Genomic DNA, 26083 nt, shown 5'->3' on the forward strand with positions numbered 1-26083 from the left:
ACATGATGGTCATCCCGCGTCAAGGCACGGCCGCGGAATTGTGACAAAGGAGGATGGTTTGTAACATGGAACCGAAGAGAGACGGGCGGGTTTCAGATTACATCCTTGAGGCGCTGCTGATCCTGATCCGGAAAAAGGAATGGCAGGATATTTCCGTTACCGAAATCTGTGAGAAGGCCGGCGTCACCCGGATGTCCTTTTACCGCAGCTTTACCGGCAAGGAGGATGTGCTCCGGAAGTGGATCGGCAAGGTGACGGATCAGTTCATGGCTGAATCCGGGATCGACTTCCTCCGGGACAGCCGGGAGGATTACCTGATGAAGCTGTTCCGCCATGTGACCGAATACAAGGAACGGCTGCAGGTGATTTACCGGGCCGGGCTGATCCATTTTGTGCAGGAAGAGTTTGACCGGGTGATGCTGGCCCACTATGAAGGCAGATACACCGACTACCAGACCTCTTTTATCTCCGGCGGGGTCTATAACGTGTTCCTGCTGTGGCTTAAAAAAGGCTGTATCGAAACCCCGGAGCAGATGGCGCACATGGTGGGCACGTTCCAGCAGCACTGACGGGGCGAAGCGTAAAAAAGACTCCGTTGCGCAGATGCGCAGCGGAGTTTTGATTGGGTTCAGGATCCTTCGTCAACGTTAATGCGACGCAGTCCCGAAAAGGAGACAGAGAACCGTCCCCTGTCTCCCCGTACCGCAAATGGAACGATAGGGACAGTCCCTATCGTTCCACCCTCTCAAGCAACGCTTGATTGACTTCAAAACCGAAACAATTTAGGATAAAGGCGCCGGCAGAAAGCAAACGAAACGGAGGACCCCCTCATGTTTAATATCAACGATGTTTCCCGCATGCTCCGGGAAGCACGCATTCAAAAGAATCTGACGCAGAACGCCCTGGCGGATCAGATGGGCGTCACCTACCAGGCGGTTTCCAACTGGGAACGCGGCACCTCCGTGCCGGACATTTCCAACCTGGCCAGGCTGTGCGAAATTCTGGAGCTGGATCTGTATAAACTGGTCGGTGCCTCACAGAGCCAGGAGCTGACAGAAGAGCTGCTGGCGAGTCCGGACAGGCTGGACAGCGCGCCCGTTGACGCCATTGCCGCCATCGCGCCCATGCTGCCGCCCCGGGAGCTGGAGGAGCTGGTGCGGGCGAAAAAGGCGGATATCCGTAATCTGAGTACGCTCATGCAGATCGCCCCGTTCATTGACGCGGCGCTGGCGGAGGAAATCGGCGCGGAGCTCACCCCCGCGCACATTGCGGACGTCCTCGGAATGTCTCCTTTTGTTTCACCTGAGCTGTGCGCAAAATGGGTGGAGCGGCTGGAACAGCAGGGTGATTTTGAGCTGGACACGGGCCTGTTATCCGCGCTGGGACCTTTCCTGCCGCAGGAAAGGATGGACCGGCTTTCTGAACGGGTGGTCCCGGAGGACCTGGTCATCCTCAACAGCGTCGCGCCCTTCCTTTCGCAGGACGCCCTGTGCCGCATGGCCGACCGTCTGGAGCAGATCACGCTGGAGGATTATCTCCTGGGCGTGCAGTGCCTGATGCCGTTCCTGGGCAAGGAGGAAATGGAAAAACTGCACGGAAAAATCAGGGACAGCAAAAAAGACGCCGGAGAATGATCTCCGTCGTCTTCTGTCCCGTACAGATTATTTCCCGGGCTCGGAAATTTTGAACTCGAGGCTGCCGTTCTCAATCACCATGGTGATGGTGCCGGTCGTCTGGCCGATGTGCGCGGACAGGTTGTTGCCGCCTTCCACCGTGAAGGTGAACATCACGTCAGCGCCGTTATTCTCCAGCATGGCGGGCAGTTCAATTCCAACGGACTGGCCGTCCGGCAGGCCGCCTTCACCGGGCTTGGAGACCACTTTGTTCTCGCTGCGGTTGTCGGACAGGACGATTTCGGTCACGTTCTTGCCGGTGTTGTTCACGACAGTGTAGGAAACTTTGCCCTTTTCATAGGCGGGTTCTTCCTTCTTCGCGCAGGAGCCGCATACGATCGCGACGGCGGCGAGTACCAGGACCAGGGCTGTAATCACAATTATTTTCTTTACATTTACTTTCTTCATAATGGGTTCCTCTTCTCTCAAAAGCTGCACTGCTTTTCTTGCATCGTGCTTATTTCATTTACGCTATTTGGTACGAAGCTCCGGTTAGGGATGGCAGCAGATTTATAAAAAATATCCGCCGCGGCGGATATTCAGGCAGGCGGGAGAAGGTGGTGGCATCGCAACGCAATGCCAAATGAAGAATTAAGAATGCAGAATAATACCGCAGGAACCGTCCCACCGGTATCGTTCGAGCCTGATCACTATGTGCGCAAAGCTACATACAAGTTGCAAATATTGCTCTGTTATATTACACTGTTCATAGTTTCTGAATAGAGGAGGGTTCATTTCCGGCCGGATCCATTCCGGTGTTTTGAGCTGGGATCCGGACAATGAACCGTTTGTTTTCCGCGCAGCAAGAGCGTTCCCGCTCTTCTGACTGTTCCGCGTCCCGGAGCAGTATACACACTATAACGGAGGGAAGAAAATGAAAAAACTGTTGTCCCTGTTGCTTGCGCTGGCTCTGTTTGTCAGCGTCCTGCCCGCGATTGCGGAACCGGCTCCCGCCGACACTGACGAGACCGTCGGTCTGCCCGCCGTCGGCGATGTAGTCGAAGGCTTTGAAGTCAAGGAAATCCGGCCTTTTGAGATGGTCGGCGCGGATCTGGTGCTGTTTGAGCATCAGAAGACAGGCGCGAAGCTCCTCTATATCGCCAATGAGGATACCAACCGTGCCTTCCAGCTGACCTTCCCCACGCGGCCGATTGATAACACCGGTCTGCCCCATGTATTTGAACACAGCACCCTGTCCGGTTCCGCGAAATATCCCAGCACCGGACTGTGGTTCAACCTGATCTATCAGTCCTACCAGACCTACATGAACGCCTACACCATGGACGCGATGACCAGTTATCCGATCGCATCCCTTTCCGAAGAACAGCTGCTGGCCCTGGCGGATTTCTATACGGACTGCTGCCTGCATCCGATCGTCAAGGAACGGGAAGACATCTACCGCACGGAAGCCTGGCGCTATGAAATGGAGGACATGGACAGCCCCCTGATACTGAACGGTACCGTGTACAGCGAGATGACCGGCGCCATGGACCTGCGGGAAAGCGCTCTGGACAACGCGAACCTGGTCACCTTCCCCGGCGCCGCCCTGACCTTCAACTACGGCGGAAAGCCCGAAGCGATCCCGGAGATGACCTGGGACGCCCTGAAGAACTACCACGACACCTATTACCATCCGTCCAACTGTATCGCTTACCTGTACGGTTCCTTTGAGGATTACACCGTCTTCCTGAAGCTGCTGGACGAAGCCTTCAGCCCCTATGAGAAGAAGGATTTCTCCTTCACTGACAGCGGCTATACCCGGATCACCGAGCCTGTGGTCACCAGCGTTCCCTACGCTGTGGCAGAAGGCACCGATACGGCCAACCAGTCCACCATCTACTACTACATCATCTGCCCCGGCCTGAAGGAAAACAAGGCGCAGCAGCGTGCCGCGGACCATGTCTGGGAGCTGCTGGGCAACAGCGGTTCCCTGCTCATGCAGAACCTGAAGAAAGCCTTCCCCTCCGGTTCCTTCTCCTGCGGCCGTGAACTGGCCGCCCCAGATGACGCCCTTGTGTTTGTGGCAAACAATGTCAACAAGGAAGACGCCGAAGCATTCCGCACGGTGGTCAACGACTCCCTGAAGCAGATTGCGCAGGACGGTTTTGATACGGTTCAGCTGGATTCCATCGTGACCGCCAAGCTGCTGAACAACAAGCTGGCGCTGGAAAGCGGAGAACCTGTTGATACCGTCATAAACAACCTGGCGTATGCTTACGCCGTCACCGGCAACCCCTTTGATTATGTCGAGTCCACAGAGGACCAGGCCAATATCATGAATGAAAACGCCCAGGGCCTGCTGACCGCCGCCATCTCCGACTGGTATGTGGATCCCGAGCTGTATACCCTGACCACCACCTACCCCGAACCCGGCCTGAAGGAAAAGCAGGACGCCGCCCTGGCTGAAAAGCTGGCGGAGATCAAAGCCGGCATGACGGACGAGGAAAAGCAGGCGATCATCGACGCTACCCATGCCGAACCCGAGGAAGATGAAAACGCCGAAATGATCGCCGCCCTGACCCCCGTCACCGTGGCAGACCTGCCCGAGGAAGTCCGCGAATACGCCATCACCGACGAAACCGGTGAAGACGGCGTCCGCCGCATGAACGCCGTGGCCGGTGTGGACGGCGTGGGCAAAGTGGACCTGTACTTTGACGCCCGTACCCTTCCCCAGGAAGATATCCATTACCTGCGCCTGTTCACCCGCCTGCTGGGCCAGCTGGACACCGACGCCCACAGCAAGGAAGAACTGGCCGTCCTGATGGATCGCTACCTGATGTCCCGCACCATCGGTGTGGATACCTGCAACACCCCGGAAAAGGATGACGTCATTGCTTACCTGATTGCTGAATGGGTCGCGCTGGACGACGATCTCGCCGCCGGTTATGACCTGATGAAGGAAATCCTGTTCCATACCCAGTTTACGGATCTCCAGACCCTTTCCGAACGGATCACTGCCCAGAAAGCCTACGTGCGCAACTCCATCAACAACAATCCATATGTTGCGCTCTATTCCCGCCAGGAAGGCGTCGGCGATCCCAGAAGCAGGTACTATGACTATCTGAACTACACTTCCTATTACGCTTTCCTGGAAGAGCTGGAAGCACAGATGGCCTCTGAACCGGAAACGGTGGTTGCCCGCCTGCAGAACATCCAGTCCTTCTTCACCAACCGCAGCGGCGCTGTCGCCACCTTTGCTGGCAACGAAGCTTCCATCGCGGTGAACGCTCCCCTGGTAGATACCTTCTTCGCGGATATCGCATCCGAAGAACGGGAGTATCCGGCTTACGACCTGCCGGTTCCCCCGATCCGGGAAGCTGTTTCCGTGGACGGCAACATCCAGTACAACTGCAACTGCGCCGCCTTCAGCCAGATCGGCGTCGAACCGGACTATTCCCTCAACGTGATCGGTTCCCTGATCGCGGACCAGCTGCTCATTCCCGTCCTGCGGGACCAGATGGGCGCCTACTCCGTCTGGTGCGGCACGGACGGCGATTACGCCATGTACCTGATCTCCTACCGGGACCCCAACGTCAAGGCTACCTTCGACCTGTATGATTCCATTCCGGAAAAGCTCGCCGCCATGGAGCTGACCCAGGAACAGATCGACGGCTATATCATGCAGCAGTATTCCAGCCTGGCAAAACCCGCAGGCGAACTGGGCGGCGCTGTGACCGCGATGACCAATATCCTGCACCGCAGGCCCGCGGATGAAAAGCTGCAGCAGATGCGCGCCTACAAGAGCGTGACGCCCGAAAGCGTGAAGGCCGCTGCCGAAGCCTATGCCAAGCTGATGGAAAAAGGCTGCCGCGGCACCGTGGGACCGATCGGCACCCTGCAGGCCAACAGCGACCTGTATGACGCGATCCAGAACCCCTTCCACACCGAAGACCTGTCCCAGGTTTCCTTCTCCGATGTGGCAGAAGACAATGAACACCATGACGCCATCTATGCCGCCTTCACCAGTGGCATGATGGCAGCGAAGGAAGAAGGCCTCTTCGCGCCGGATGAACCTGCCACCGTGGGTGACTTCCTCGGCGGTCTGTATATGCTGATCGGCGGCGGCTCCAATGATCCCGACGCCTGCAAGGAAACGCTGGTTGGATACGGCCTGGTCGCTGCGGATCAGGATCTGAATGCCGAACTGCATGAAGATCTGCTCTGCGGTCTCCTGACCGCCATCGGTGCCGAAATGACCACAGACACCCCCGATGCCGCCGTTACCCGTGCGGACCTGGCGGATCTGTTCGTCCAGCTTTCCGGCAACTGATCCTTCCCGAATCAAAAAGACGGCCTGCCGCCTCGGAGGCAAGCCGTCTTTCAGTTTGTACAGCACAGTCTATCCTCTGTGCCTTTTTCGGAACATATGGTTATTACGCCTTATATTCTATTGATTTTGGATGGACATCGGGAACAATCCCCCAGCAGTAGTCTTTATGATGTATGGTATGATACAATGGCATAACAGCTATGAAAGGAGCGATCCTCATGAAGAAACTCATATCCTTTTTCCTGGCCCTGACCATCCTGCTGGCCGCCTTCTGCGCCTTTGCGGAGGAACCTGCCGCAAATACCGCCATCCGCTATGAGGGTGCCGGCTTCGACACCCCGGAAGACGCGGTTGCCTGCTATATGAACGGCCTGAAGAACCTGGACTTTGAACAGATGCTGAGCGCCTATGCCTGGGAAACCCTGGCCAGCCATTATTCGGTGGAGAAGTTCCTTCAGAGGATAAAGGCTTATATCCCGACAAGCTATGTCAGAATGCCCGCCGCCAATGATTTTATGGTTTCCGCAACGCTTCATTCCCTCCGCGCCGCGGAGGTCAGGATGATCTACAATGCCCTGGAGGCATATATCCTGGGCGAGGATTACCCGGACGGAAAAGCAATCCCCCTGCAGGAAAAAGATGTGGAAGCTTTTCTGCAGAAGTTTGACAACGGCAAACTTGAAGCGCTGACCGGTATGTCGGATATCACTTTCCTGACGCCGGATTCAGTAACAGATAACAAGTTTTCCCTTGAACAGAACCAGGAAGCCCTCAAAAAGCAGACAGCTCAGTACGGGGCGGACGAATTGGTCAATATAGTAGCCACGGCCTTTGTCGGCGATGGGACAATTATATGCATGCCTACCGTGGCCCGATACGGGGACCGGTGGTATATGGTTTCCGTCAACAGCATCACAAGTATGATCCTGGGCGTGGATATGAACCACCAGGCTTTTATGTTCCGGGAAGCAAAGCTGGAAGATTTCTTCCGCTGAGTGTATGATCAAAAATGGACACTGGGGACTGTCCCCAGTGTCCAATATAAAAACCCGCTGTGCAAATGCACAGCGGGTTTTTCCGGCCACAGCCGGTTCATTGTTCATTAGTTAAGCTCGCATTTGAACCGTCCGAATTCATATTTCATTTTCTTGCCGTTTGTGATGATCAGGTACCAGTACTCAGGTGCTTCCGTCCAGTTGCCGTTCTCATCCTTCCGGATACTGATCTGCCGGGATTCGTAGTACTTTCCGTCTGTCACTTCCTGTACGGTCAGCTGATCGCCTTCCCGCGTACAGATCACCAGCTGTGTTTCGGGGATCGTCCTGACGATATCTATGTTCAGCTCTCCGAGCACCAGACTGTCCATATCCTTCATCGCTTCGCTGTGCTGTTCCAGCTGCAGGCTGAGATCGAAAACACCATTGGCATGTTTGCCGTCCAGGTACAGATTGTCCTCAAAGCCAACCCGGACCTCGTCCCTTTTGGAAGTACCGAATTTGATTCCGTCAATCACTGCCCGGCCCTTATCGCTGTTATCCTCCAGCGTAAGCACGTCTCCCGGCTGCCAGGCTGTCAGCGGCTCAGCCGCGTTTTTTTCCGCGTCACGCAGGTATTTATCCTTTACCTTGATTTTCGCATCCTTCAGGGCAGACCACTTATATTCTTTCTTCGGTCCCTCGACAAACTGCACACCCAGCTTGTCAGGTTCATTGCCGTCCAGGATCTGGATGTCATATCCTTCCGGATAAGTCATCGTCATCAATCCGTCTATTTCTATTCCAGCAATAGGCAGGTTATTCTCCCCCTGGTAAAGGAAAAACAGATTCGGAGCATTCCCGCAGATCCCGACATAATAATTCACAAAGTCTTCTGGCGACCTGGCCTTAATCAGGCATCCTGTAGCCAAGCCCGAATATATATAGTCCCTGGGCATTCCGCTCTCCCGTGCCAGTCCGTTCTCATAACTGTCCTCATAACCTGTCAGGTCAATAAAGTAATAGTATCCGTCCTGATAGATAAAGTTGAACACATGTCCGTTGTTGTCTGCACAGGAATAGCTCAGGAAACCAATTTGCTCATAATCCCCGCTCAGGATATAATTCAGCCAGTTGCTGTCTGCCGCGCAGCAGCCTGTATTGGTGCGCACCGCATCGCGTCCGGGTTTATGATGTTCCCACTTGATTTCGTTCTCAAGGATATCTGCGTTGTCTTCTGTATAAGTGAAACCGCTGATCCTGAAAAGCTGGATTGCTTCGTACAAGGTAGAGATTTCTTCCTGCTTCTCCTCCGGACTGTGCTCCACCATGTCGGCAATTTCCCGGTTGGTATAGCGTGTTTTCCCCAGCGTGTTGATCGGAACCCACCAGACGCCGTCAGCAAGGATCATTCGGAAATCCGCTTCATAGCGAACCCTGTCTATGTCATAGTCCGGGTTCACCGGAACAATCTCTGCAGCGTCATATGGTATGTAGTTCAATCGTTGGATTACACCGTAAAACTCAAGCTCATGCCCGTTATCATCTGTGCCGACGGCCGCAACAATTTCATACCTGCTGGTCCCGTCCGCAGGATAAGTGGAGCGATAGGAAAACACATAACCGGGAGCAATACGTTCCGGCCCGGCAGGAAGCAAATCCTGGCTCAGATCCTGTAACACGCATGTTCCGTCAGGTTGCACTGTATAGGAAAGCACCTGTTCCAGCATAAGCCCTACATTGTTGGTCACCATCATATCGACCATATAATAGTTCTTTACGTGTTCATCTTCCCGGCCTACACACGGAAGCACCGGACCGTCCGGGGCCCAGATATACAGTTCTGAGCAACCCTCTTCCTTGTAAGCATTGGTCGTGTAATGGGTGTTTACCAGTTCCCACAGCGCTTTGTCCCCGCCCTCTTCAACGGCTTTCTGAATCTTAGTAATCCTTTTTTCAACAGGAGCCGTTTCCTCTGCGCACGCCGGAATCACGGCCGCCGACACGCACAGGATCATACACAGTGCCAGGGAAATCAGTTTTCTCAACATAGTATTCTGCTCCTTTTTCATTTTGGAAGGTATTGATCGGATATCGACAACGGTTTCTGTAGGATATATTTTACCCTACCCCTCGTTTTGAAAAAAGTATATAATTTGTATTGGTCAGTAAACAGGATGAAAAAAGCAAATTACAGGGGTCTATTTTTCCACACGCACCTCCGCCGAATCGGTTGAGCTGAACACAACCACTGCGTTATTGGATTTTGCCGCATAAATGGTATGATGCTTCTGGAACGTTCCGGAAATAAAAAGACGGAGGGACACTTATGATGTATCTGTCAGCAAACCTGAAAAAGTACAGGATCATGAAGGGACTGACCCAGGAAGATGTGGCTGAATATCTGGGGATTACGGCGCAAAGCGTTTCCAAGTGGGAACGGGGGGAATCCTGTCCGGATATCACGTTCCTGCCCGCGCTGGCAAATATCTTTGAAACCAGCGTGGACCTGCTGCTGGGGATGGATACGATCCGGGCGGAAGAAACCCGGCGGGGGATCCACGCCAAAGCGGTGGCATATCAGCAGGAGGAGGATTATGAGGCGGCCGCGAAGACCTATCGGGAAGCACTGCTGACCTATCCGAACGACCCCGGCATGATGCTGGGGCTGGCCGGAGCCCTGGCGCTGCAAGGCGATACCGCGGAAGCCATTGAGCTGATGGAAAAAGGCCTGCCGCTTTCCACAAATGAAAAGCAGAAGGCCACCATCCGGGCCGCGTTATGCTTCCTGTACCTGAAGGCCGGAAAAGAAGATAAGGCCAACGCCCTGGCCTCCCGGCTGCCGCATATGAGGGAGAGCCGGGAAGTGATACAGCCGCTCATTCAAAGTGCCATGGACGGCGCAGCGATTGAGGAGAATGTGAGGAAGATACTCTTAGGATGAGGTAGGAAGCAATGGGCGAAGCCCAAATGAACAATTAAGAATTAACAATTAACAATTAGGGTTCGTATAAAAGAAGCTCCGGGGATTTATCCCCGGAGTTTTGCTTTTTCAAGGAAAAGGTAGACACCGATGATGTGATGGGTTTTATCATCCACTGCCGCGCCATACAGTTTTCCGGCTTCTTCCCAGACATGCCAGATATGCTCCAGGTGATGCCGGGAGATCACCTTGCCGTCCCAGCCAAAGAAAACAACCGAATCAAAGGTAAAGCCTGTCACACCGCAGCAGAGGCACGCCCCTGAAAGGATCATATGCTGGGGATAAACCGGAAGCTCCAGCCGGATCCTGCTTACTTCGCGGCTGGTAAGATCCGTCCGAATAATCTCCCAGCCGCCGTCATTTGTTTCATGGGACGTATAGGCACAGTGTCCGACATAATCACCATACTCAAACCCGCAAACATGTTCTTCAGGCAAGGCAGTCCGGATCTCATTGAGCTCCCTGTCCAGGAAGACAAACGCTCCGGTTTTGCGGCTGGAATACACATAACAGTCCATTTCATCGTTCCAGCGCATATACCGGACGTTGTCATCGTCAAAATCCCGCTGCGCCAGGACGGATCCGTCCTCCGGCGACAGCCGCCATGCCGTGTACCGCGCACTGTCCTCCCGGTCGCCCCGGATTACCACGATTCCGTCTTTGCTGACAATCGGTTCATACAGAAACCTCTGCGCGCTCAGGTCCGGCAGGAAAAACCATTGTTCCTGTCCCTGTTTATCCGAGCAGATAATTCCTTCCCCTGTCCGGTAAATGATCCCATGGCCCTTTGAGTTCGTCATGAGTACCCGGATTCCCCGCATAATCCCCGGAAACAATTTGCCGTCCCCACCCTGCATGCTCACAGGCCATTCTTCCCGGGGCAGCAGTTCCGGTTCATACCGGTTCGGCCGGCTGCGCAGGGCCTTGGCCCGCGCGTTCATCCGGTCGTAGGTTTCGGAGCTCTTTGCCACCGGAGGAATCTCTTCCTGTTCATAGGCAGCGTCAAAAGGCAGCCCGAAGGTCTCCTCAAGCAGGGCGAGTTTTTCATCCACCGACATGCCGCGTTTGATGGCCCACAGCTTCTTCAGGGCCAGGGGATCATCCGGGAAAAGGTTCTCCGCCATGATCCTGACCTTTGAGTTATACTCACCGCAGTCCAGATAGGAAAGCTTTTTTCCATCCCGGTAGTAATACAGGCCGAAAGCTTCTTCATCATAGAGATAGAAGATCAGGACGTCGCCGGGAATAAACCGGGCCAGATACATGAGTTTCCGGGTATTGAACTCTTCCAGGAGCAGCACAGACCAGTCACCATATCCGGTCAGCAGACGGCTTCCCTTCGGCAGCCTTTCCCTCAGGCTGTCCGCATGCTCATTTTTGCAATACAGGTTGCAGAACGACGCGCCCATTTGAGTGCCCTCATTTCAGATTCTTTATCCGCGGCAGAACCGCAGCCGGATCAGGTGTCCGCGGTGTTCTTTTCTTCTCCGCTTTCGCCTTTCCCGGTCTGTGGTTTGATCTTATCAGTGCCTGTCCAGAATTTCTTTAATCTGAGACAGGATGTTTTTATAATCAGCATTGAGCCTGCATTGAAGAAAAGCATCCTCTCTCCGGATATAAAAAACTGTCAGGCCGGATCTTGGCGGAAACAGACTTTTGTAGTCCGCTTTCAGAATCGTATATAATTCACATAAGTCAGCCAGTTCATCTGATAAGGCAATTCCGATATTGTTTCCCATACGGCCTATTGTCCGTTCCGCATATCGGGTCTCCGGATCCTTCTCGTTTTTGAGGATTGTGTATAAACTATGCAGAAGATGATCCAGTGAACGGATATCAGCCAGATCTTGATTCATGAGTTTACCCTCTCTGCCGCTGCTGATCGGTCATGTTACTGCTATTATAAACAGAGGGGATGGCGGATGCTATAGCTTTAGGGAAAACGTTACTCAAACGTTACATATTTTACGGGAAGAAGGGGATTCAGAATTCTGCGATCGCTGTTACCAAAAGGCTTAAAAGCCTTTTGACAGCTGTAGCATGGGAAGCATTAGCCGTGCTAAAGCACGGATGCTTCCTCAACAATTAGTATGGATTCTATACAAAAGGTGTTCCTTTGAATTGAAGGTTAACATCTCCGGAGGATGACAGCGTGGAGGCTACGGAGCGTAGAATCAGGAACGTGACAAAGGGACAGACCAACTGTCACGTTCCTTTGGAATGATGACAGTTGGTCTGTCCCTATTGTCACATTCCAACCTTAATGTTCCGACAGCAAAAAACGGACACTGGGGACTGTCCCCAGTGTCCATTTAAGTGCCGAAGGCGGGACTTGAACCCGCACGCTTTTGAGGGCAACGGATTTTGAATCCGCGGCGTCTGCCATTCCGCCACTTCGGCATCGAGGGGATTATAGCATAATCCCTTTTTCGATGCAATGAAAGTTTACTGCGGGTTATATTCCACGGTTTCCTGGTAGGCCTTGTAGGTGGTCTTGAACAGGACTTCCCGTTTGATTTCCCGATCGCCCTGGTACCAGACTTTCCAAGTGTTTACTTCATAGCCCTTCCGGCCGGTGACGGTTTTCTTGGTTTCACCGGGAGCCAGGCTGGTGTTGATTACGTAGTTGATGCCTTCCGGCTGGGGAATCGTCCGGACCAGCTCGCTTTCCAGGTCAATCTTCACACCCGGTCCGAGGCTCATGCCGTAGATATTCACGGTTACCTGTCGGTTGCTGTATCCGGCAACGATAAAGATCGGCTGATTCGTATTGTTCCTGAACTTGAAGTCGAGGCCCGGCCAGTTGACCGTGGCGTCAAAGCCTTTCTCAATATAGCTGGAAGGCCAGGCATGAGCGTTACGCTCGATAATCTCCAGATCCGCCCGCACAACGGCGTTGAACAGGGTGGAGCTGGTCTGGCAGACACCGCCGCCAACCTCGTCCTTGCTCTGGCCGCCGGAGATGGCAGGGGCTTCCTTGTATCCCTTGGCAGCCGTCCGCTCACCGGTGGCACCGTTGAAGGAGAAGATTTCGTCCGGCTGGACGGTGATGCCGCTGATTGCCCGGGCGCTCAGCTCGATGTTGGTGTTCCGGTTTTTATCCTTTGTGGTATTGGTGGTATAGGCAGAAATCAGGCCGAAGGAGTTCATCAGCTCAGCCTTGGTCAGGTCCGCAATCACCTTTTCCGGTACCACCCGCAGTTCCTTCTGCGTAGTGCGGGAATCCAGTTCCTGCGTCAGCTGCGCATACAGCTGGTCCGGATCGATTCTGGCACCGGGCTGGTCATCCGTAAAGGTGAAGGTTTTGGTATTGAAATCAAAGGAGTAAACCATGCTGTTGACCGGATCCCGGTTCACATAGTTTACAATGCCGTCGGTCAGGTTGCGCAGCGCCTCATGGTCATAATCCTGTTTCGTGGCAAAAGTCGATGGATGGGTCCGGAGATCGGCCACCTGGTTGACGTGTTCCTGGAAAGGCGTAACCGCCCCGCCCTTCAGGCCGGAGGTGTTGCTCCTGCCTACCGCCCAGGCCTTTTCCACAATCTCCTCCGTGTTCCGGGAAACCGGAACCCGTTCACTGTTCACATGCCAGCTTTCATTGCCCACCGATACGGTAATGTCAAAAGCGCCGGAAGCATCGTTGTGGAGACTGGAGATTTTGCGGATCGCTTCCTCTTTGGTCAGGCCGCCCACATGCTCGTCATCGATATAGACTCCGGGATAGATCTTGCCGGTATATACTTCTTTCCGGCATTCGTCGAAGAAGTCTTCCCGTCCGCCGTCCTGGATGATCAGGTTGCCGTTCACAAACGCCAGGTTCGGCAGGAACTTGTAACGGACGCCGGTCATCTGGGGCACTATGGCAATGGCCATGCCTGCCAGCAGAAGCAGGCAGAACACAATCACCGCCGCCCAGGCGCCGCGGTGTTTTTCTTTTCTCTTATATTTCGGCCGGGTGTTTTTCACCGGCGTATGGGATTCAAAGCGATCGAAATCATCGAAGAGCGTGGAAGGCGCGCCAAGACCGTCGTCCTTTTCATTGGACGCAAAATAGCGCCGCTTGCGGGCTTCCTCTTCCACCCGGCGGTCATACGCATCCCGGGCCTTCAGTCCTTCATCCCGGCCCAGCGGTTTTTTCCCCGGCAGAGGGTCGGAGATGATATCATCGTCGCCCTCGTACAGGTCATACCGTTTCAGTTTCGCCATTTCAGTACTCTTCTCCAGTGTTCCTTGTTATTCTTTCCGGTGGTTGCGGACCGGTCCCCGCAGCATATCCCCGCAGCGGCTTCCCGGCAGCTCCATCCGGATGATTTCCCCGGCCACGCCCAGCGTGTCCAGGGTTTCTCCGGTCTTTTCACGGATAAACGGTTTTGCCGTAATCTTCCGGACTCCGGAAGGTGTCATCAGCTCAAGCTCATCCCCGGCAAAGAACCGGTTCTTTAAGAGGATCCTGGCCGTGCCGTCCTCCCCGGCGTCTTCCGTAACGCGGCCCACGTATTCCCGGGCCTGCCAGAAGCCCTCCGCCTCTCCGGGAATCTCCGGGTTTCCTTCCAGGAAGCCCGTATCGCTCTTCCGGTGGCTGGCGCACTGCAGTTCCTCTGTCAGTTCCGGCAGTTTTTCCAGGAAGGCTTCCCGTCCCTGCGCCAGCAGGTCCAGAGCCCGCCGGTATGCGCCGGTCACCACGGCCACATAGTATTCCGTCTTCATCCGGCCTTCGATCTTCAGGCTGGATACGCCTGCTTCACACAGATCGGGAAGCAGGGGCATCAGGCAAAGATCCCGGGCGGAAAACAGGTAGGTTCCCTTTTCATCCTCCGCCACCGGCAGGTATTCCCCGGGGCGTTTCTCTTCCACCACCGCGTATTGCCAGCGGCAGGGCTGGGCGCATTCGCCCCGGTTGCCGCTGCGGCCTGTCAGGTAGGCGGACAGCATACACCGGCCGGAATAAGCCATGCAGCTGGCGCCGTGCACAAAGGTCTCAATCTGGATGCTGTCCCCCAGGATCTTCCGCAGGGCACGGATCCTTTCCAGGCTCATTTCCCGGGCCAGGATCACCCGTTCACATCCCAGTTCCCGGTACAATTCTGCCGCGGGAGCGTTCACCGTATTTGCCTGGGTGCTGACGTGCACCGGCAGCTGCGGCACCTTTTTGCGCAGGGTCACGATCGCGCCGGGATCCGCCACAATGGCGGCGTCCACGCCGATCTCCGCGGCCTGGGCGGCCGCCTGTGCGAATCCCTCCAGCTCATCGTCAAAGGGATAGCTGTTCATGGTCACGTAGAACTTTTTTCCTGCCTGATGGGTCAGCGTCACCGCTTCCTTCAGGGCATCCGGATCAAAGTTCCCCGCGAAGGCCCGCAGGCCGTATTTTTTCATCCCGCCGTATACGGCGTCCGCACCGAAGTGCAGCGCCGCGCGCAGCGAGTCCATATTTCCCGCAGGAGCGAGCAGTTCCGGGATCCTCATTACTGGATCCCCCTCTCCTCGTCATACTTCTTCCAGTAAGGCGCGTAGATTTCCACCGCGCGGCGGTGCTGGTCCAGCGTCTTGGAGAAATACAGTTCCCCGCTCTCCGGCTCCTTGGCGCAGAAGAACAGGTACTTTTCATTCACCATACTCTCATCCGGATAGAGTGCCGCGCGGATTGCGTCGGCAGAGGGGTTGCAGATCGGTCCCAGCGGCAGTCCCGTCACCCGGTAGGTGTTGTAGGGGCTGTCTGTGTTCAGGTCGCTGTCAGACAGGGACATCTTCCGGACGCCGGTAATGTAATGAACCGTAACGTCGCTTTCCAGCTTCATGTTTTCCTTCAGGCGGTTGTGGAACACCGCGCTGACCTTGGTAAAGTCGCTGGCCTTTGCTTCTTTTTCGATCAGGCTGGCCAGGGTCAGCACCTGGTCCATGTTCAGGCCCAGTTCTTCCGCCCGCGCCTGGTTTTCTTCCGTGAAGACTGTCTCGGTCTGGCTCAGCAGCTTTTTGACGATTTCCTCTTCTGTAGCGGAAACATATACTTCGTAAGTGTTGGGAGCCAGGTAGCCCTCCAGCACGTATTTGCGTTTTTCCGGCTGGCCGGCAACCAGCACGTCCTTGATGTAGTAATAGTCCTGGAATGCCTTTCCGTCCTTGCAGATCGCCAGCAGCTTATCCGAGTTCTCCAGCACGCCGTTCTTAACCAGCCGTGCCGCGAAATCCTCGATCGTCTCGCCGGGGATCAATGTAATGTTGCGGACCAGCGGGTTGCCGTCGCCGGTGGTCAGCAGATCAGCGATCTCCGTCATCTGCATCCCCTTGGTCATGGTATAGCTGCCCACCTGGATCTTCTGGCCCATACCGGCAAAGTCACAGTAGTATTTGAACAGGCTCTTGCTCCGGATCAATCCGGCTTTTTCCAGGTTGGTGGCTACCTTGTTCAGGCTGTCGCCACTGCTGATCTCAAAGCTGTATTCGGTAGGATCATCCGGATCCACAGGCGCAAGAAAACTGCCGTACAGCTTATTCCATACGGTCATTCCGATGCCGATTACCAGAATGAGAACCGTCAGCCCCACCAGGATCGGGCGGAGAATGTGCCAAAGCCCGCTGTACCAGTAGAGTCCGTATTCCCGTTCATCCCGCACGCTGCGGTATGTGTCCCTTTTACTCAATGCTCAGCCCTCGACTCCGGGAACAGCGATATCCAGATCCGCCGCCTCGGTCACGATCTTGAAGATATCCGCCAGCGCCTGCTGCAGCTGCATTTCGGACAGCAGGAAGCGGCTGACCTCCGGTTTGGAGAACAGCAGGCTGGATATGCCGGAAAACCGCTGCATATCCTCCTCATCCGCTGCCTTTCCGCTCATGGCGGACATCTGGATGGTCATCTGCAGCTTCCGGTATTCCTTCACCAGGGCCGCGGTGGTTTCTTCCGCCATGACCTGTTCCTTCAACTCATGATAGGTTTTATATTCTTCACTGTCGCGGATGTCCTGCGCCAGGCGGTATGTCGATGAATAATCCATGCCCCTCATCCTCCTCGTAATAAACAACGGTCAGGGGAGCGTTTCGCTTCCTCCTGACCGTTATTATATCCATTTTTCCTTTAAAGCGCAACGAACCGGCGCTCCGGACGGTGCTTACACGTCCAGGATGATCGGCAGGATCATCGGGTTCCGCTTGATCTTGTCGAAGATGAAGCGGTGCACTTCGTCCTTGATGTTGTTCTTCAGTTCCGGCCAGTTGTCGCCTTCCAGGCTGCTCTTGGCCAGGATCTGACGGACCAGCTCCTGGGTGCTGTCGATGATATCTTCATTTTCCTTGACATAGATGAAGCCGCGGGAAACGATATCCGGGCCGGAGACCAGCTTCTGCTCGTCCCGGTCGATAGCCAGGACAACGATCAGCAGGCCGTCCTGGGACAGGTGCTTCCGGTCGCGGAGCACCACGTTTCCGACGTCGCCGACGCCCAGGCCGTCCACCAGCACGCCGCCCACGGGCACCTGTTCGCCCAGGGCCAGGACATCCTGGTTCATCTCAATCACCTGGCCCAGCTCCGGAATGACGATATTCTGGCTGGGAACGCCCATGGCTTCCGCCAGGATGGCGTGCTGCCACATCATGCGGTATTCACCGTGAACCGGGATGAAGTACTTTGGCCGGACCAGCGCATGCAGGAGCTTGATTTCCTCCTGGCAGGCGTGACCGGAAACGTGAACCTCAGCCATGCGGCTGTAAATGACCTGCGCGCCCAGCCGGTACAGCTGGTTGATCACGCGGGAGATAAACTTCTCGTTGCCGGGGATCGGCGTGGAGGAGATGATGACCATATCGCTCTGGCGGATCTGCAGCTTCCGGTGTTCGGCATAAGCCATACGGGTCAGGCCCGCCATCGGCTCGCCCTGGCTGCCGGTGGTCATGACCAGGACTTCGTTATCCGGATAATCATCCAGCACGTCCATGTCAATCAGCCAGCCTTCGGGAATCCGCAGTTCCCCGATGCTCATTGCCACGCGGCTGACGTTGACCATGCTGCGGCCGATGAAGCAGACGCGGCGCCCGTAACGGATCGCGTTGTCGATGATCATCTGCATACGGTGGATGTTGCTGGCGAACATGGCGACGATTACGCGGCCGCCGGCCTGCGCAAACAGGTTGTCAAAGGTCTCACCGACCTTAAGCTCGCTCATGGTATAGCCGGAACGCTCTACGTTGGTGGACTCGCACAGGAAGGCCAGCACGCCCTGCTCACCGTATTTGGCGAAGGTCTGCAGGTCTGTGATCTGTCCGTCAATGGGCGTATAGTCCACCTTAAAGTCGCCACTGCAGATAACCGTGCCCGCCGGGCAGGTGATTGCAATGGCGCAGGCGCCGGCAATAGAGTGGCTGACGTGAATGAACTGGCAGGTGAACTGGCCCAGCTGGACGGTATCCCGGGGCTGCACCACGTGCATCGGGATGCCTTCCACCCGGTATTCCTTCAGTTTCAGATCCACCAGCGCCATCGTCAGCTTGGTGCCGTATATATGCGAAGGCGCTTGTTTTAAGATATAGGGAGTTGCGCCGATATGGTCTTCATGGCCATGGGTAAAGAGATAACCGCGGATATGATCCCGCTTTCCCATCAGATAGGTGATATCCGGAATCACCAGGTCCACGCCCAGCATGTCTTCCTTCGGGAACACACTGCCGCAGTCCACAACGACGATGTCGTCTTCATATTCAAAAACATACATGTTTTTGCCTATTTCGTCCACACCACCGAGAGAGACAATCCGCAGCCGTGAGGCTTCCTTTTCCTGACTCTTCGTGCCCACAGTGAACCTCCTTTCGTACGTACAAATATTCAACAATTTCAGAAAACACCGCAGGCATAAAGATAGCCTAGTGTCTTCAATGGTTCGCTGTTATGAAGCTCACACTTTGACACATTATATCACAGTTTTTGGAAAAGCGCTACCCCTTACAATAAAAAGGTTTCAGGGATTTTTCCCCTGTCTTTTACGGCAAAAAATGAGACAATATCTACATCTCAGGGCCGCAACCTGTTTTCGTACAAGCTGCATTTGTGCAACAAAAGTACGAACTTATTCATAAAGTACAAATAAAAAACGGACTGCCGAACGGCAGTCCGTGGGGTGATCTTTCTTACGCGTAGAGCGGGTAGTTGGCCATCATGGCTTCGACCTGCTTCTTGATTTCCGGAACGGCGGCTTCGCCCTCGCGCAGGACCTTGGCGATCCAGCTGGCAACCTTGGCAAATTCCGCTTCCTTCAGACCCCTGGAAGTGGCAGCGGGAGTACCCACGCGGATACCGCTGGTCACGAAGGGGCTGCGGGTCTCATTGGGCACGGTGTTCTTGTTCACCGTGATGTTGGCCGCTTCCAGCAGGTTTTCCATCTGCTTGCCGGTCATTTCCGTACCGGTGAAGTCCAGCAGCAGCAGGTGGTTGTCCGTTCCGCCGGACACCATGCGGACGCCTTCTTCACGGAAGGTCTTTTCCATGGCCTTCGCGTTCAGGATGATCTGGTGCTGATAGGTGCGGAAGTCTTCCTTCAGCGCTTCGCCGAAGCAGACAGCCTTGCCGGCGATCACGTGCTCCAGCGGGCCGCCCTGGGTTCCGGGGAAGATGGCCTTGTCGATAGCCTTGGCATACTCTTCCCGGCACAGGATCATGCCGCCGCGGGGACCGCGCAGGGTCTTGTGGGTGGTGGTGGTCACGAAATCAGCGAAGGGGACGGGGCTGGGATGCTCACCGGCGGCCACGAGACCGGCGATGTGCGCCATGTCGACCATCAGCAGGGCGCCGACTTCATCCGCGATGGAACGCAGCTTCGGGAAATCAATGACGCGGGGATAAGCGGAAGCGCCCGCGACGATCATCTTCGGCTTGCACTCCAGGGCAATGCGGCGGACATCTTCATAATCGATCATCTCGGTTTCGGAAGAAACGCCGTAGGGAACGAAATTGAAATAGGAACCGGACATATTCACGGGGCTGCCGTGGGTCAGGTGGCCGCCGTTGGACAGGCCCATACCCATGACCGTATCGCCGGGCTTCAGCATGGCGAAGTAGACAGCCATATTTGCCTGGGCGCCGCTGTGGGGCTGGACATTGGCGTGTTCAGCGCCGAAGAGCTTGCAGGCCCTCGTGCGGGCCAGGTCTTCGATAATATCCACGCACTCGCATCCGCCGTAATAGCGTTTTCCCGGATAGCCTTCCGCGTATTTGTTAGTGAGGCAGGTACCCATGGCAGCCATAACCGCCGGAGAAACAAAGTTCTCACTGGCAATCAGTTCCACATGGGTCCGCTGACGGTTCAGCTCCAGCCCGATGGCCTCGGCTACTTCAGGATCAGCCTGACGGATCAGTTCCAGTTCCATTGCAAATCACCCTTCTCTCTAGAAAATTGCACCAAGCAAGTATAGCAATATTTCCATATGCATACAATGCCCGGAACAGAAAAAAAACCGCCTGCGCTCAGACCGGGCACCCCTGCAGCACATCCTCGCAAGCGCTTACTGCTGCTTCCGTCAGGACCTGACAGGGTTCACACCGGAGGATCGCACAGGACCCAATCCTCATCGCGCAAACGGCAATGCATAGTATACCGTTTTCCGCCATGAAAAGCAAGAGCCGGCGGCTTCTTTCCCTGCCGGTTTTTGTATTTCTTTGTCCGGCGGGTTACATTGTATTTTTTTGCCTTATGATTCGTATACACCTTGACCGGAAACGCCCTGAAAGCGTAAAATAACTTTTGTTGTTTTATTCGATCTGAACAAGGGGGAAAGACGGAAGATGAAGCTGGGTTTTGACCATGACAAATATACCAGGATGCAGTCAGAGCGCATTATGCAGCGCATCGACGAGTTCGGCGGAAAGCTCTATCTGGAGCTTGGCGGCAAGCTGTTTGACGACTTCCACGCCAGCCGTGTCCTTCCCGGTTTCAAGCCGGACAGCAAGGTCCAGATGCTGCTGAAGATGAAGGACAAGGAAGAAATCCTGATCGCGGTCAACGCCAACGATATCGAAACCAGCAAAATCCGAGGGGACCTGGGCATCACCTACGACTTGGACACCCTGCGGCTGATTGACGCCTTCCGGAGCATCGGCCTGTATGTGGGCTCCGTGGTGCTGACCCGCTGGGCCGGACAGCCCGCCGCCGTCGCCTTTGAGCAGCGGCTGAACTCCCTGGGCATCAAAACCTACCGTCACTACCCCATTGAAGGATATCCCACCAATATTGAACACATCGTCAGCGATGACGGTTTCGGCCGGAACGATTATGTGGAAACCACCCGCCCCCTGGTGCTGGTTACCGCTCCCGGACCCGGCAGCGGCAAGATGGCCACCTGCCTCAGCCAGCTGTACCAGGAAAACCGTCGCGGCATCAAAGCCGGCTATGCCAAGTTTGAAACCTTCCCCATCTGGAACCTGCCGCTCAAGCATCCGGTGAACGTAGCCTATGAAGCCGCCACCGCTGATCTGAGCGATGTGAACATGATCGACCCCTTCCACCTGGAAGCCTACGGCCAGACGACCGTCAACTATAACCGGGACATCGAAATCTTCCCGGTGCTGAATGCGCTGTTCGAGCATGTGTGGGGCAAGTCCCCCTACAAGAGCCCGACTGACATGGGCGTGAACATGGTAGGCTACTGCATCACCGATGACGATGCCTGCCGTGAGGCTGCCGAGAAGGAAATCATCCGCCGGTACTACACCGCCCGCTGTTCCTTCCTGCAGGGTCATGCCGCTAAGGAAGAAGCTGAAAAGATCCTCCTGCTCATGAAGCAGCTGAACCTGAATGAGGATGAACTCCGTCCCGTGATGGCCGCCGCCCGTGCCAAGGCGGAAACCACCGGTCATCCGGCCCTGGCGATTGAGCTGCCCAACGGCGAGATCGTCACCGGCAAGACCACGGACCTGCTCGGGCCTTCCGCCGCGGTCATCCTGAACGCGCTGAAGAAGCTGGCCCGGATCCCGAAGAAGGCTCACCTGATCTCTCCCGAGGTTATCGAGCCCGTACAGGATCTGAAGTGCAAGTACCTGGGCAACCACAACCCGCGCCTGCACTCCGATGAGGTGCTCGTTGCCCTGTCCGTTTCCGCCGCCACCAACTACAACGCGGCCCGGGCCCTGAGCAAGCTTCCGAAGCTGAAGAACTGCGAAGCCCATTCCACGGTCATTCTCCCCGCGGTGGACGACAACACCTTCCGCCGCTTGGGCGTCACCCTGACCTGTGATCCCAGCTACCAGAGCCATAAGCTGTATCACAAATAATATTTGTGATACAGCAATGAACAATTAATAATGCACAATGAACAATGATATAGTGTCTTCCCCGTCGCGCAATGCGGGAATGTGACTGCGGGACAGATTTATCCGTCACGGCCGTCAGGCTGTGACCGTAAGTCTGTCCCTCTGTCATTTTCCCGTTCTCCATTGCCTCAACAGTAAAAGAAAAAAAACCGCCTTTCCCGAGACCTTAGGGAAAAAGCGGGGTTTTTGTTTCAGCAAACTTATTTCATTTCTTTGATCGCCGGAATGTTCTTCAGGGATCTCCACAGGAGCAGACCCAGCACGCCGCAGGAGAGCACTTCTCCGGCGCCGACCGTCAGCACCAGGAACCACCAGGCGTCCGGCACGGCATACACCTTGATCAGGATGATCGGGATGATCGCCATATTGCTGAGCACCGGGGGAATCCAGGCCAACAGGGGCTTATTCTTCAGAAGGCGGGTTCCGACCGCGCCGATCAGCGTAGCAACGCTTCCGAACACCACGTCCCAGACGGCACAGCCTGTCAGCAGGTTTGCCAGCACGCAGCCGATCGCCAAGCCGGGCACCGCCGCGACGGTGAACACCGGCAGGATCGTCAGGGCTTCGGAAAAGCGGACCTGGATTGCTCCGCTGGCCAGGTTGAACTGGGCCGCGAGCACCGTCAGCACCACATAGATGGCGGCAATCATACCGCCGGTTACAAGCTGCTTGGTTTTGATGTTATTCATTTCAGTTTACCATCCTTTAGTTTTGTTTTAGGTGAGGAAGGTCTCGAACTCACCGCGCATAAGGCGCCTGCGCATTATACCTCATGATCGGTTATAAATCAAGGGATACCGATCAGGTAGGAGGGGAGTGAAGGAAGCGGTGACCCAGTGGGTCATTTGCCGTAAGGCAAAAGCGACCTGAGCGAGTCAACCGAAACGAGCGGCGAGTGCGCTCCAGGGCGAACCTCTGAGGGCAGCCAGTGGCTGAAATTCCTAAGAGGGTTTGGAGCGCCCGGATAAAGAGCCAGTGGCTCTTTATCAGCATAAAACGGGCGGCAGCCCCGAGAGGTCAATCGAAAGGAAGCAAGCTCCACAGTGTGGAGTTGCGACCATTGAGATTGCGGAAAAGCAGCGACGTTTGAGGTTGCGGATGGGAAGCAGGAGCCAGTCCGGACTCACTTCTTGCAAATTGTATGTATTTTTATATAATGATTACATAAGAGTTGCGTTTTTCCATACTGCCCCATAACCATCTTCCCATCGACACAAAAATAAGGAGTGAGCTCTATGCAGGATAAGGTACGGGAATACCTGAACGATTGCGAACATCAAAAGGAACTGGCTGAGGCCAGGTACCGCTACAGGGTGCTTGAGTATGCAGGTCTCCTGGAGAGCAAAAAGGATTATATTGAAGTCACCCGGGAAGAATACGAATATTACAAGGCAACCGACAACAACCTTACCAAGTATTCTGACTGGAAATACTATGTCCTGAAAAAGCTTCCGGTGGAAATGAGTGAAGAGGAATTTGCCGCCGTAGAAAAGCAGATTCCGGAATCCGTTCTCACCAAGTTGAAACAGAGTTCTCCCATCCCCACAGCAAAACTGATTGAGAAAAAAGAAAAGGATTGGGTAGTCATACTCCTCACCGTTGCAGCGGGCATCATCACCCTCGGCGGCCTGATCCTTGCAATCATGGCGGGTCGTCTTCCGACCAACTACTACATTAACGACGTCCAGCAAATCAATTTCTCTTTCTCCGTATTCCTGTCAACGCTCCTTCCCTATATACTTTACGGCGCCATCTGCCTGTTCCTGGCCGAGGTTTGCAAAAAAGCCGGGGCAGCCCTGAAGATGTTCGGGAAGAAATAAAAGGATACTCAACCATTCGTTGAAAAAATAAAGAAGAACGTTATTGTCCACAGTGATAACCTGTGTTAGTTTGTTTATGTCATAAAACCAAGTCTGTGAGAGGAGCATGGATGTGACAGCAGGGACAGACCAACTGTCATCATTCCAAAGGAACGTGACAGTTGGTCTGTCCCTCTGTCACATCAGCGCCTTGTCCCCTTTGTTACATAGCAATCGGCCTGAGGATCATTCCTCAGGCCGATTACTTTTCATTTGCATTATTTTATTCCCCATGCGATCATGCTTCCCAGGTTCCGGAGCGTCTTGGAGCCCATGTCTCCGTGGAGAATGATCTTGTTGTTGAAGGCCAGGGCCACGGTAGCGCCGCCGTCCAGGTTCAGGCCTTCCGTGCAGCCGTATTCCTCCAGTTTGTCCGCCAGCCACCGGAGTTTGTAGCCCTGGTATTTGCTGGTGGGGCGCCCGGCCGTCACGATCAGGATATAATGATAAGGTTCAACCATGCCCAGGGCCACCCGGGGCTCGGAATAATTGTTGATCTTTTCCAGCTTCGGGTTCGCTTTCCCCTCGGAAATCAGCCAGGGGCCGAAGGCAAACACCTGCGCCGCGCCCTTCTCCAGGTACTCTTCCGCGGTGAGGGCATCACAGTCATAGGTCTTCATGCTGCCGTCCTGATACACCGCCATGGTGTCCAGGTTGGGCCAGTTCCGTTTCTTCTGGCTGTTGCGCGTCTTGGTCGCGATCACTTCGCCGTTGCGGATGATGACGCCATGATAGTCATACTTGGTTTTTCCCTTGCCGATGGGGGTAATCCGCAGGCCGTACATATCGTCTGATACCGCCAGGATGGAAGGATTCTTTTCAATCAGGTCCTCCACATGGCGCTGCTCAATACCCGCATAGGCCACGCCCTTCAGCTTCAGGCTTTCCTTGGGGGCGGACTGGATGACGCCCAGGGGGGATTCCTCGGAGCACCAGATATCCGCCACGCAGTAGATCTGCTGTTTCTTTTTCTTGGTTTTCTCCTGGAAGCGGGTCACCTTGATGGACAGGTCTTTGGAAGCATACTGCCAGACGCCCTGTTTTTCATCCTCCAGAATATATTCCTCCCCGGGATTATCGTCCCCGGTCAGGAAGCCTTTTTCATCAAAATGCCAGCCGTCCTTTTCCGTGCCCTCAGCGCCGGAAAGGCCGGGCAGCAGAAGCAGCAGGGTCAGGGTCAGGGCCAGCAGTCGTTTCATCATGTTCATTACGGTTTCTTCTTTCGAATGTAATATTGTCTCAGGATCGCCGCATTCAGTTTTGCCGGCAGCAGCTTGTGCACATATACAGCCAGGTGCTGGTCCGGACTGGCAATCCGTTTCCGGAAGGGAATCTTCTTTTTATCCAGCGTCCGGGCAATCTTCCGGCCCAGCACATCCGGATCGGATCCGTTATGCTCATCATGGGCAATGACGGATACCGAGCTTTCGTATTCCGCGGCATAGGGAGAATTGTCGTTCATGGCTGCCGCGTGGGGACGATACTTGTCGCTTCCGCTCCGGTGATCCCCGGGCTCCACCAGCATCACCTGGATGCCGAAAGGCTTGACCTCCAGGGCCAGGCACTCCGCATATCCTTCAATGGCATGCTTGCTCGCCGTATAGGCGCTCTGGAAAGGAATGCCCAGCAGGCCGTTGATGGAGGAAAACATCACTATCTTACCGCCGCCCTGTGCCCGCATGATCGGAAGCACAGCCCGGTTTACCCGGACCATGCCCAGGTAGTTGGTGTCGATCACCCGGCGGAACTCCTCGGTTCCGGTCTCCTCGCAGGAACCCAGCACCAGCATGCCCGCACACTGCACCAAGGCATCCGGCGGCGCAATCTCAGCCGCCTTCTCGCAGAAGCGCCGGACGCTTTCCTCGTCCGTCACGTCCAGCTTCAGCCGGTACATGCCGTCGGTTTCGCCTTCTTCAAAGCTGCGGGCCCCGGCAATCACGCGCCAGCCGTCTTTCTGCAGCTGCATCGCGGTGTGCAGTCCCAGGCCGCTGGAAGCGCCGGTCACCCAGACCGTTTTCTGTCCGCTCATGTT

20 protein-coding genes, 1 tRNA gene and 1 other RNA gene are annotated in these 26083 nt (G+C 55.1%); 7 read left to right on the forward strand and 15 right to left on the reverse strand.

Translation table 11 applies throughout. The features are described 5' to 3' along the window. Positions 1 to 65 precede the first annotated feature (65 nt). Both JRC49_06505 and JRC49_06510 read left to right on the forward strand, forming a co-directional pair. Positions 66 to 569 carry a TetR/AcrR family transcriptional regulator gene (locus JRC49_06505; protein ID QTE72453.1) on the forward strand — a complete coding sequence of 168 codons (504 nt, stop codon included), beginning with the start codon at positions 66 to 68 and terminating at the stop codon, positions 567 to 569. A gap of 261 nt (positions 570 to 830) precedes the next feature. Next, complete coding sequence (locus JRC49_06510) at positions 831 to 1634, forward strand: helix-turn-helix domain-containing protein (protein QTE72454.1); 804 nt, start codon at positions 831 to 833, stop codon at positions 1632 to 1634. A 27-nt stretch (positions 1635 to 1661) separates the two neighbouring features. Here the strand turns inward: JRC49_06510 and JRC49_06515 are convergent, their stop codons facing one another. Next, positions 1662 to 2081: a hypothetical protein gene (locus JRC49_06515; GenBank protein ID QTE72455.1), complete on the reverse strand. Its 420-nt coding sequence runs from the start codon at positions 2079 to 2081 to the stop codon at positions 1662 to 1664. A 466-nt stretch (positions 2082 to 2547) separates the two neighbouring features. On the opposite strand from JRC49_06515, the gene JRC49_06520 reads away from it, so the two are divergent. Further along, a complete protein-coding gene (locus JRC49_06520; protein QTE72456.1) occupies positions 2548 to 5943 on the forward strand; it encodes an insulinase family protein in 3396 nt (1131 codons plus the stop codon). Between the two features lie 218 nt (positions 5944 to 6161). Next, on the forward strand, positions 6162 to 6938 hold the full coding sequence (locus JRC49_06525; GenBank protein ID QTE72457.1) for a hypothetical protein: 777 nt from the start codon (positions 6162 to 6164) through the stop codon (positions 6936 to 6938). A gap of 107 nt (positions 6939 to 7045) precedes the next feature. Here the strand turns inward: JRC49_06525 and JRC49_06530 are convergent, their stop codons facing one another. Continuing rightward, complete coding sequence (locus tag JRC49_06530; protein QTE72458.1) at positions 7046 to 8968, reverse strand: hypothetical protein; 1923 nt, start codon at positions 8966 to 8968, stop codon at positions 7046 to 7048. A 278-nt stretch (positions 8969 to 9246) separates the two neighbouring features. On the opposite strand from JRC49_06530, the gene JRC49_06535 reads away from it, so the two are divergent. Beyond that, positions 9247 to 9861 (forward strand): helix-turn-helix domain-containing protein, encoded by a 615-nt coding sequence (locus JRC49_06535; protein QTE72459.1) that lies wholly within the window; start codon positions 9247 to 9249, stop codon positions 9859 to 9861. 86 nt (positions 9862 to 9947) lie between these two features. Here the strand turns inward: JRC49_06535 and JRC49_06540 are convergent, their stop codons facing one another. The 10 genes from JRC49_06540 to ffs form a co-directional block, all read right to left on the reverse strand. Further along, positions 9948 to 11309, reverse strand: a complete 1362-nt coding sequence (locus tag JRC49_06540; protein QTE72460.1) for a hypothetical protein — start codon at positions 11307 to 11309, stop codon at positions 9948 to 9950. A 114-nt stretch (positions 11310 to 11423) separates the two neighbouring features. Next, a complete protein-coding gene (locus JRC49_06545; GenBank protein QTE72461.1) occupies positions 11424 to 11756 on the reverse strand; it encodes a hypothetical protein in 333 nt (110 codons plus the stop codon). 461 nt (positions 11757 to 12217) lie between these two features. Further along, positions 12218 to 12300, reverse strand: a tRNA-Leu gene (locus JRC49_06550). 45 nt (positions 12301 to 12345) lie between these two features. Then, a complete protein-coding gene (locus tag JRC49_06555; GenBank protein ID QTE72462.1) occupies positions 12346 to 14106 on the reverse strand; it encodes a VanW family protein in 1761 nt (586 codons plus the stop codon). A gap of 27 nt (positions 14107 to 14133) precedes the next feature. After that, entirely contained in the window at positions 14134 to 15366 is a 1233-nt protein-coding gene (locus JRC49_06560) for a U32 family peptidase (GenBank protein ID QTE72463.1), read from the reverse strand. After that, the gene (gene mltG / locus JRC49_06565; GenBank protein QTE72464.1) at positions 15366 to 16541 is read right to left on the reverse strand and encodes an endolytic transglycosylase MltG; all 1176 of its coding nucleotides are present in this window, start codon (positions 16539 to 16541) and stop codon (positions 15366 to 15368) included. Before mltG ends, JRC49_06560 begins: the two co-directional genes overlap by 1 nt. Before the next feature lie 3 nt (positions 16542 to 16544). Next, positions 16545 to 16895: a YlbF family regulator gene (locus JRC49_06570; GenBank protein ID QTE72465.1), complete on the reverse strand. Its 351-nt coding sequence runs from the start codon at positions 16893 to 16895 to the stop codon at positions 16545 to 16547. Between the two features lie 114 nt (positions 16896 to 17009). Next, complete coding sequence (locus tag JRC49_06575; protein QTE72821.1) at positions 17010 to 18605, reverse strand: ribonuclease J; 1596 nt, start codon at positions 18603 to 18605, stop codon at positions 17010 to 17012. A 412-nt stretch (positions 18606 to 19017) separates the two neighbouring features. After that, positions 19018 to 20253, reverse strand: a complete 1236-nt coding sequence (locus tag JRC49_06580) for a serine hydroxymethyltransferase (GenBank protein QTE72466.1) — start codon at positions 20251 to 20253, stop codon at positions 19018 to 19020. Between the two features lie 69 nt (positions 20254 to 20322). After that, an RNA gene (ffs, locus tag JRC49_06585) (signal recognition particle sRNA large type) lies at positions 20323 to 20530 on the reverse strand. 138 nt (positions 20531 to 20668) lie between these two features. On the opposite strand from ffs, the gene JRC49_06590 reads away from it, so the two are divergent. Then, positions 20669 to 22153 carry a DUF1846 domain-containing protein gene (locus JRC49_06590; protein ID QTE72467.1) on the forward strand — a complete coding sequence of 495 codons (1485 nt, stop codon included), beginning with the start codon at positions 20669 to 20671 and terminating at the stop codon, positions 22151 to 22153. Between the two features lie 239 nt (positions 22154 to 22392). Here the strand turns inward: JRC49_06590 and JRC49_06595 are convergent, their stop codons facing one another. Further along, a complete protein-coding gene (locus tag JRC49_06595; protein QTE72468.1) occupies positions 22393 to 22881 on the reverse strand; it encodes a QueT transporter family protein in 489 nt (162 codons plus the stop codon). Between the two features lie 546 nt (positions 22882 to 23427). Between JRC49_06595 and JRC49_06600 the strand changes: the two genes are divergently transcribed. Beyond that, positions 23428 to 24012 (forward strand): hypothetical protein, encoded by a 585-nt coding sequence (locus JRC49_06600; GenBank protein ID QTE72469.1) that lies wholly within the window; start codon positions 23428 to 23430, stop codon positions 24010 to 24012. Between the two features lie 257 nt (positions 24013 to 24269). Here JRC49_06600 and JRC49_06605 read toward each other — a convergent pair whose 3' ends face one another. Together JRC49_06605 and JRC49_06610 are read right to left on the reverse strand one after the other, a co-directional pair. Next, positions 24270 to 25250 (reverse strand): phosphodiester glycosidase family protein, encoded by a 981-nt coding sequence (locus JRC49_06605; protein ID QTE72470.1) that lies wholly within the window; start codon positions 25248 to 25250, stop codon positions 24270 to 24272. Between the two features lie 8 nt (positions 25251 to 25258). Beyond that, positions 25259 to 26080 (reverse strand): SDR family oxidoreductase, encoded by an 822-nt coding sequence (locus JRC49_06610; protein ID QTE72471.1) that lies wholly within the window; start codon positions 26078 to 26080, stop codon positions 25259 to 25261. Between the last annotated feature and the right edge of the window lie 3 nt (positions 26081 to 26083).

This window comes from Clostridiales bacterium FE2011, from assembly GCA_017569305.1.
In the GTDB taxonomy this organism is placed as follows: domain Bacteria; phylum Bacillota; class Clostridia; order Christensenellales; family Aristaeellaceae; genus Aristaeella.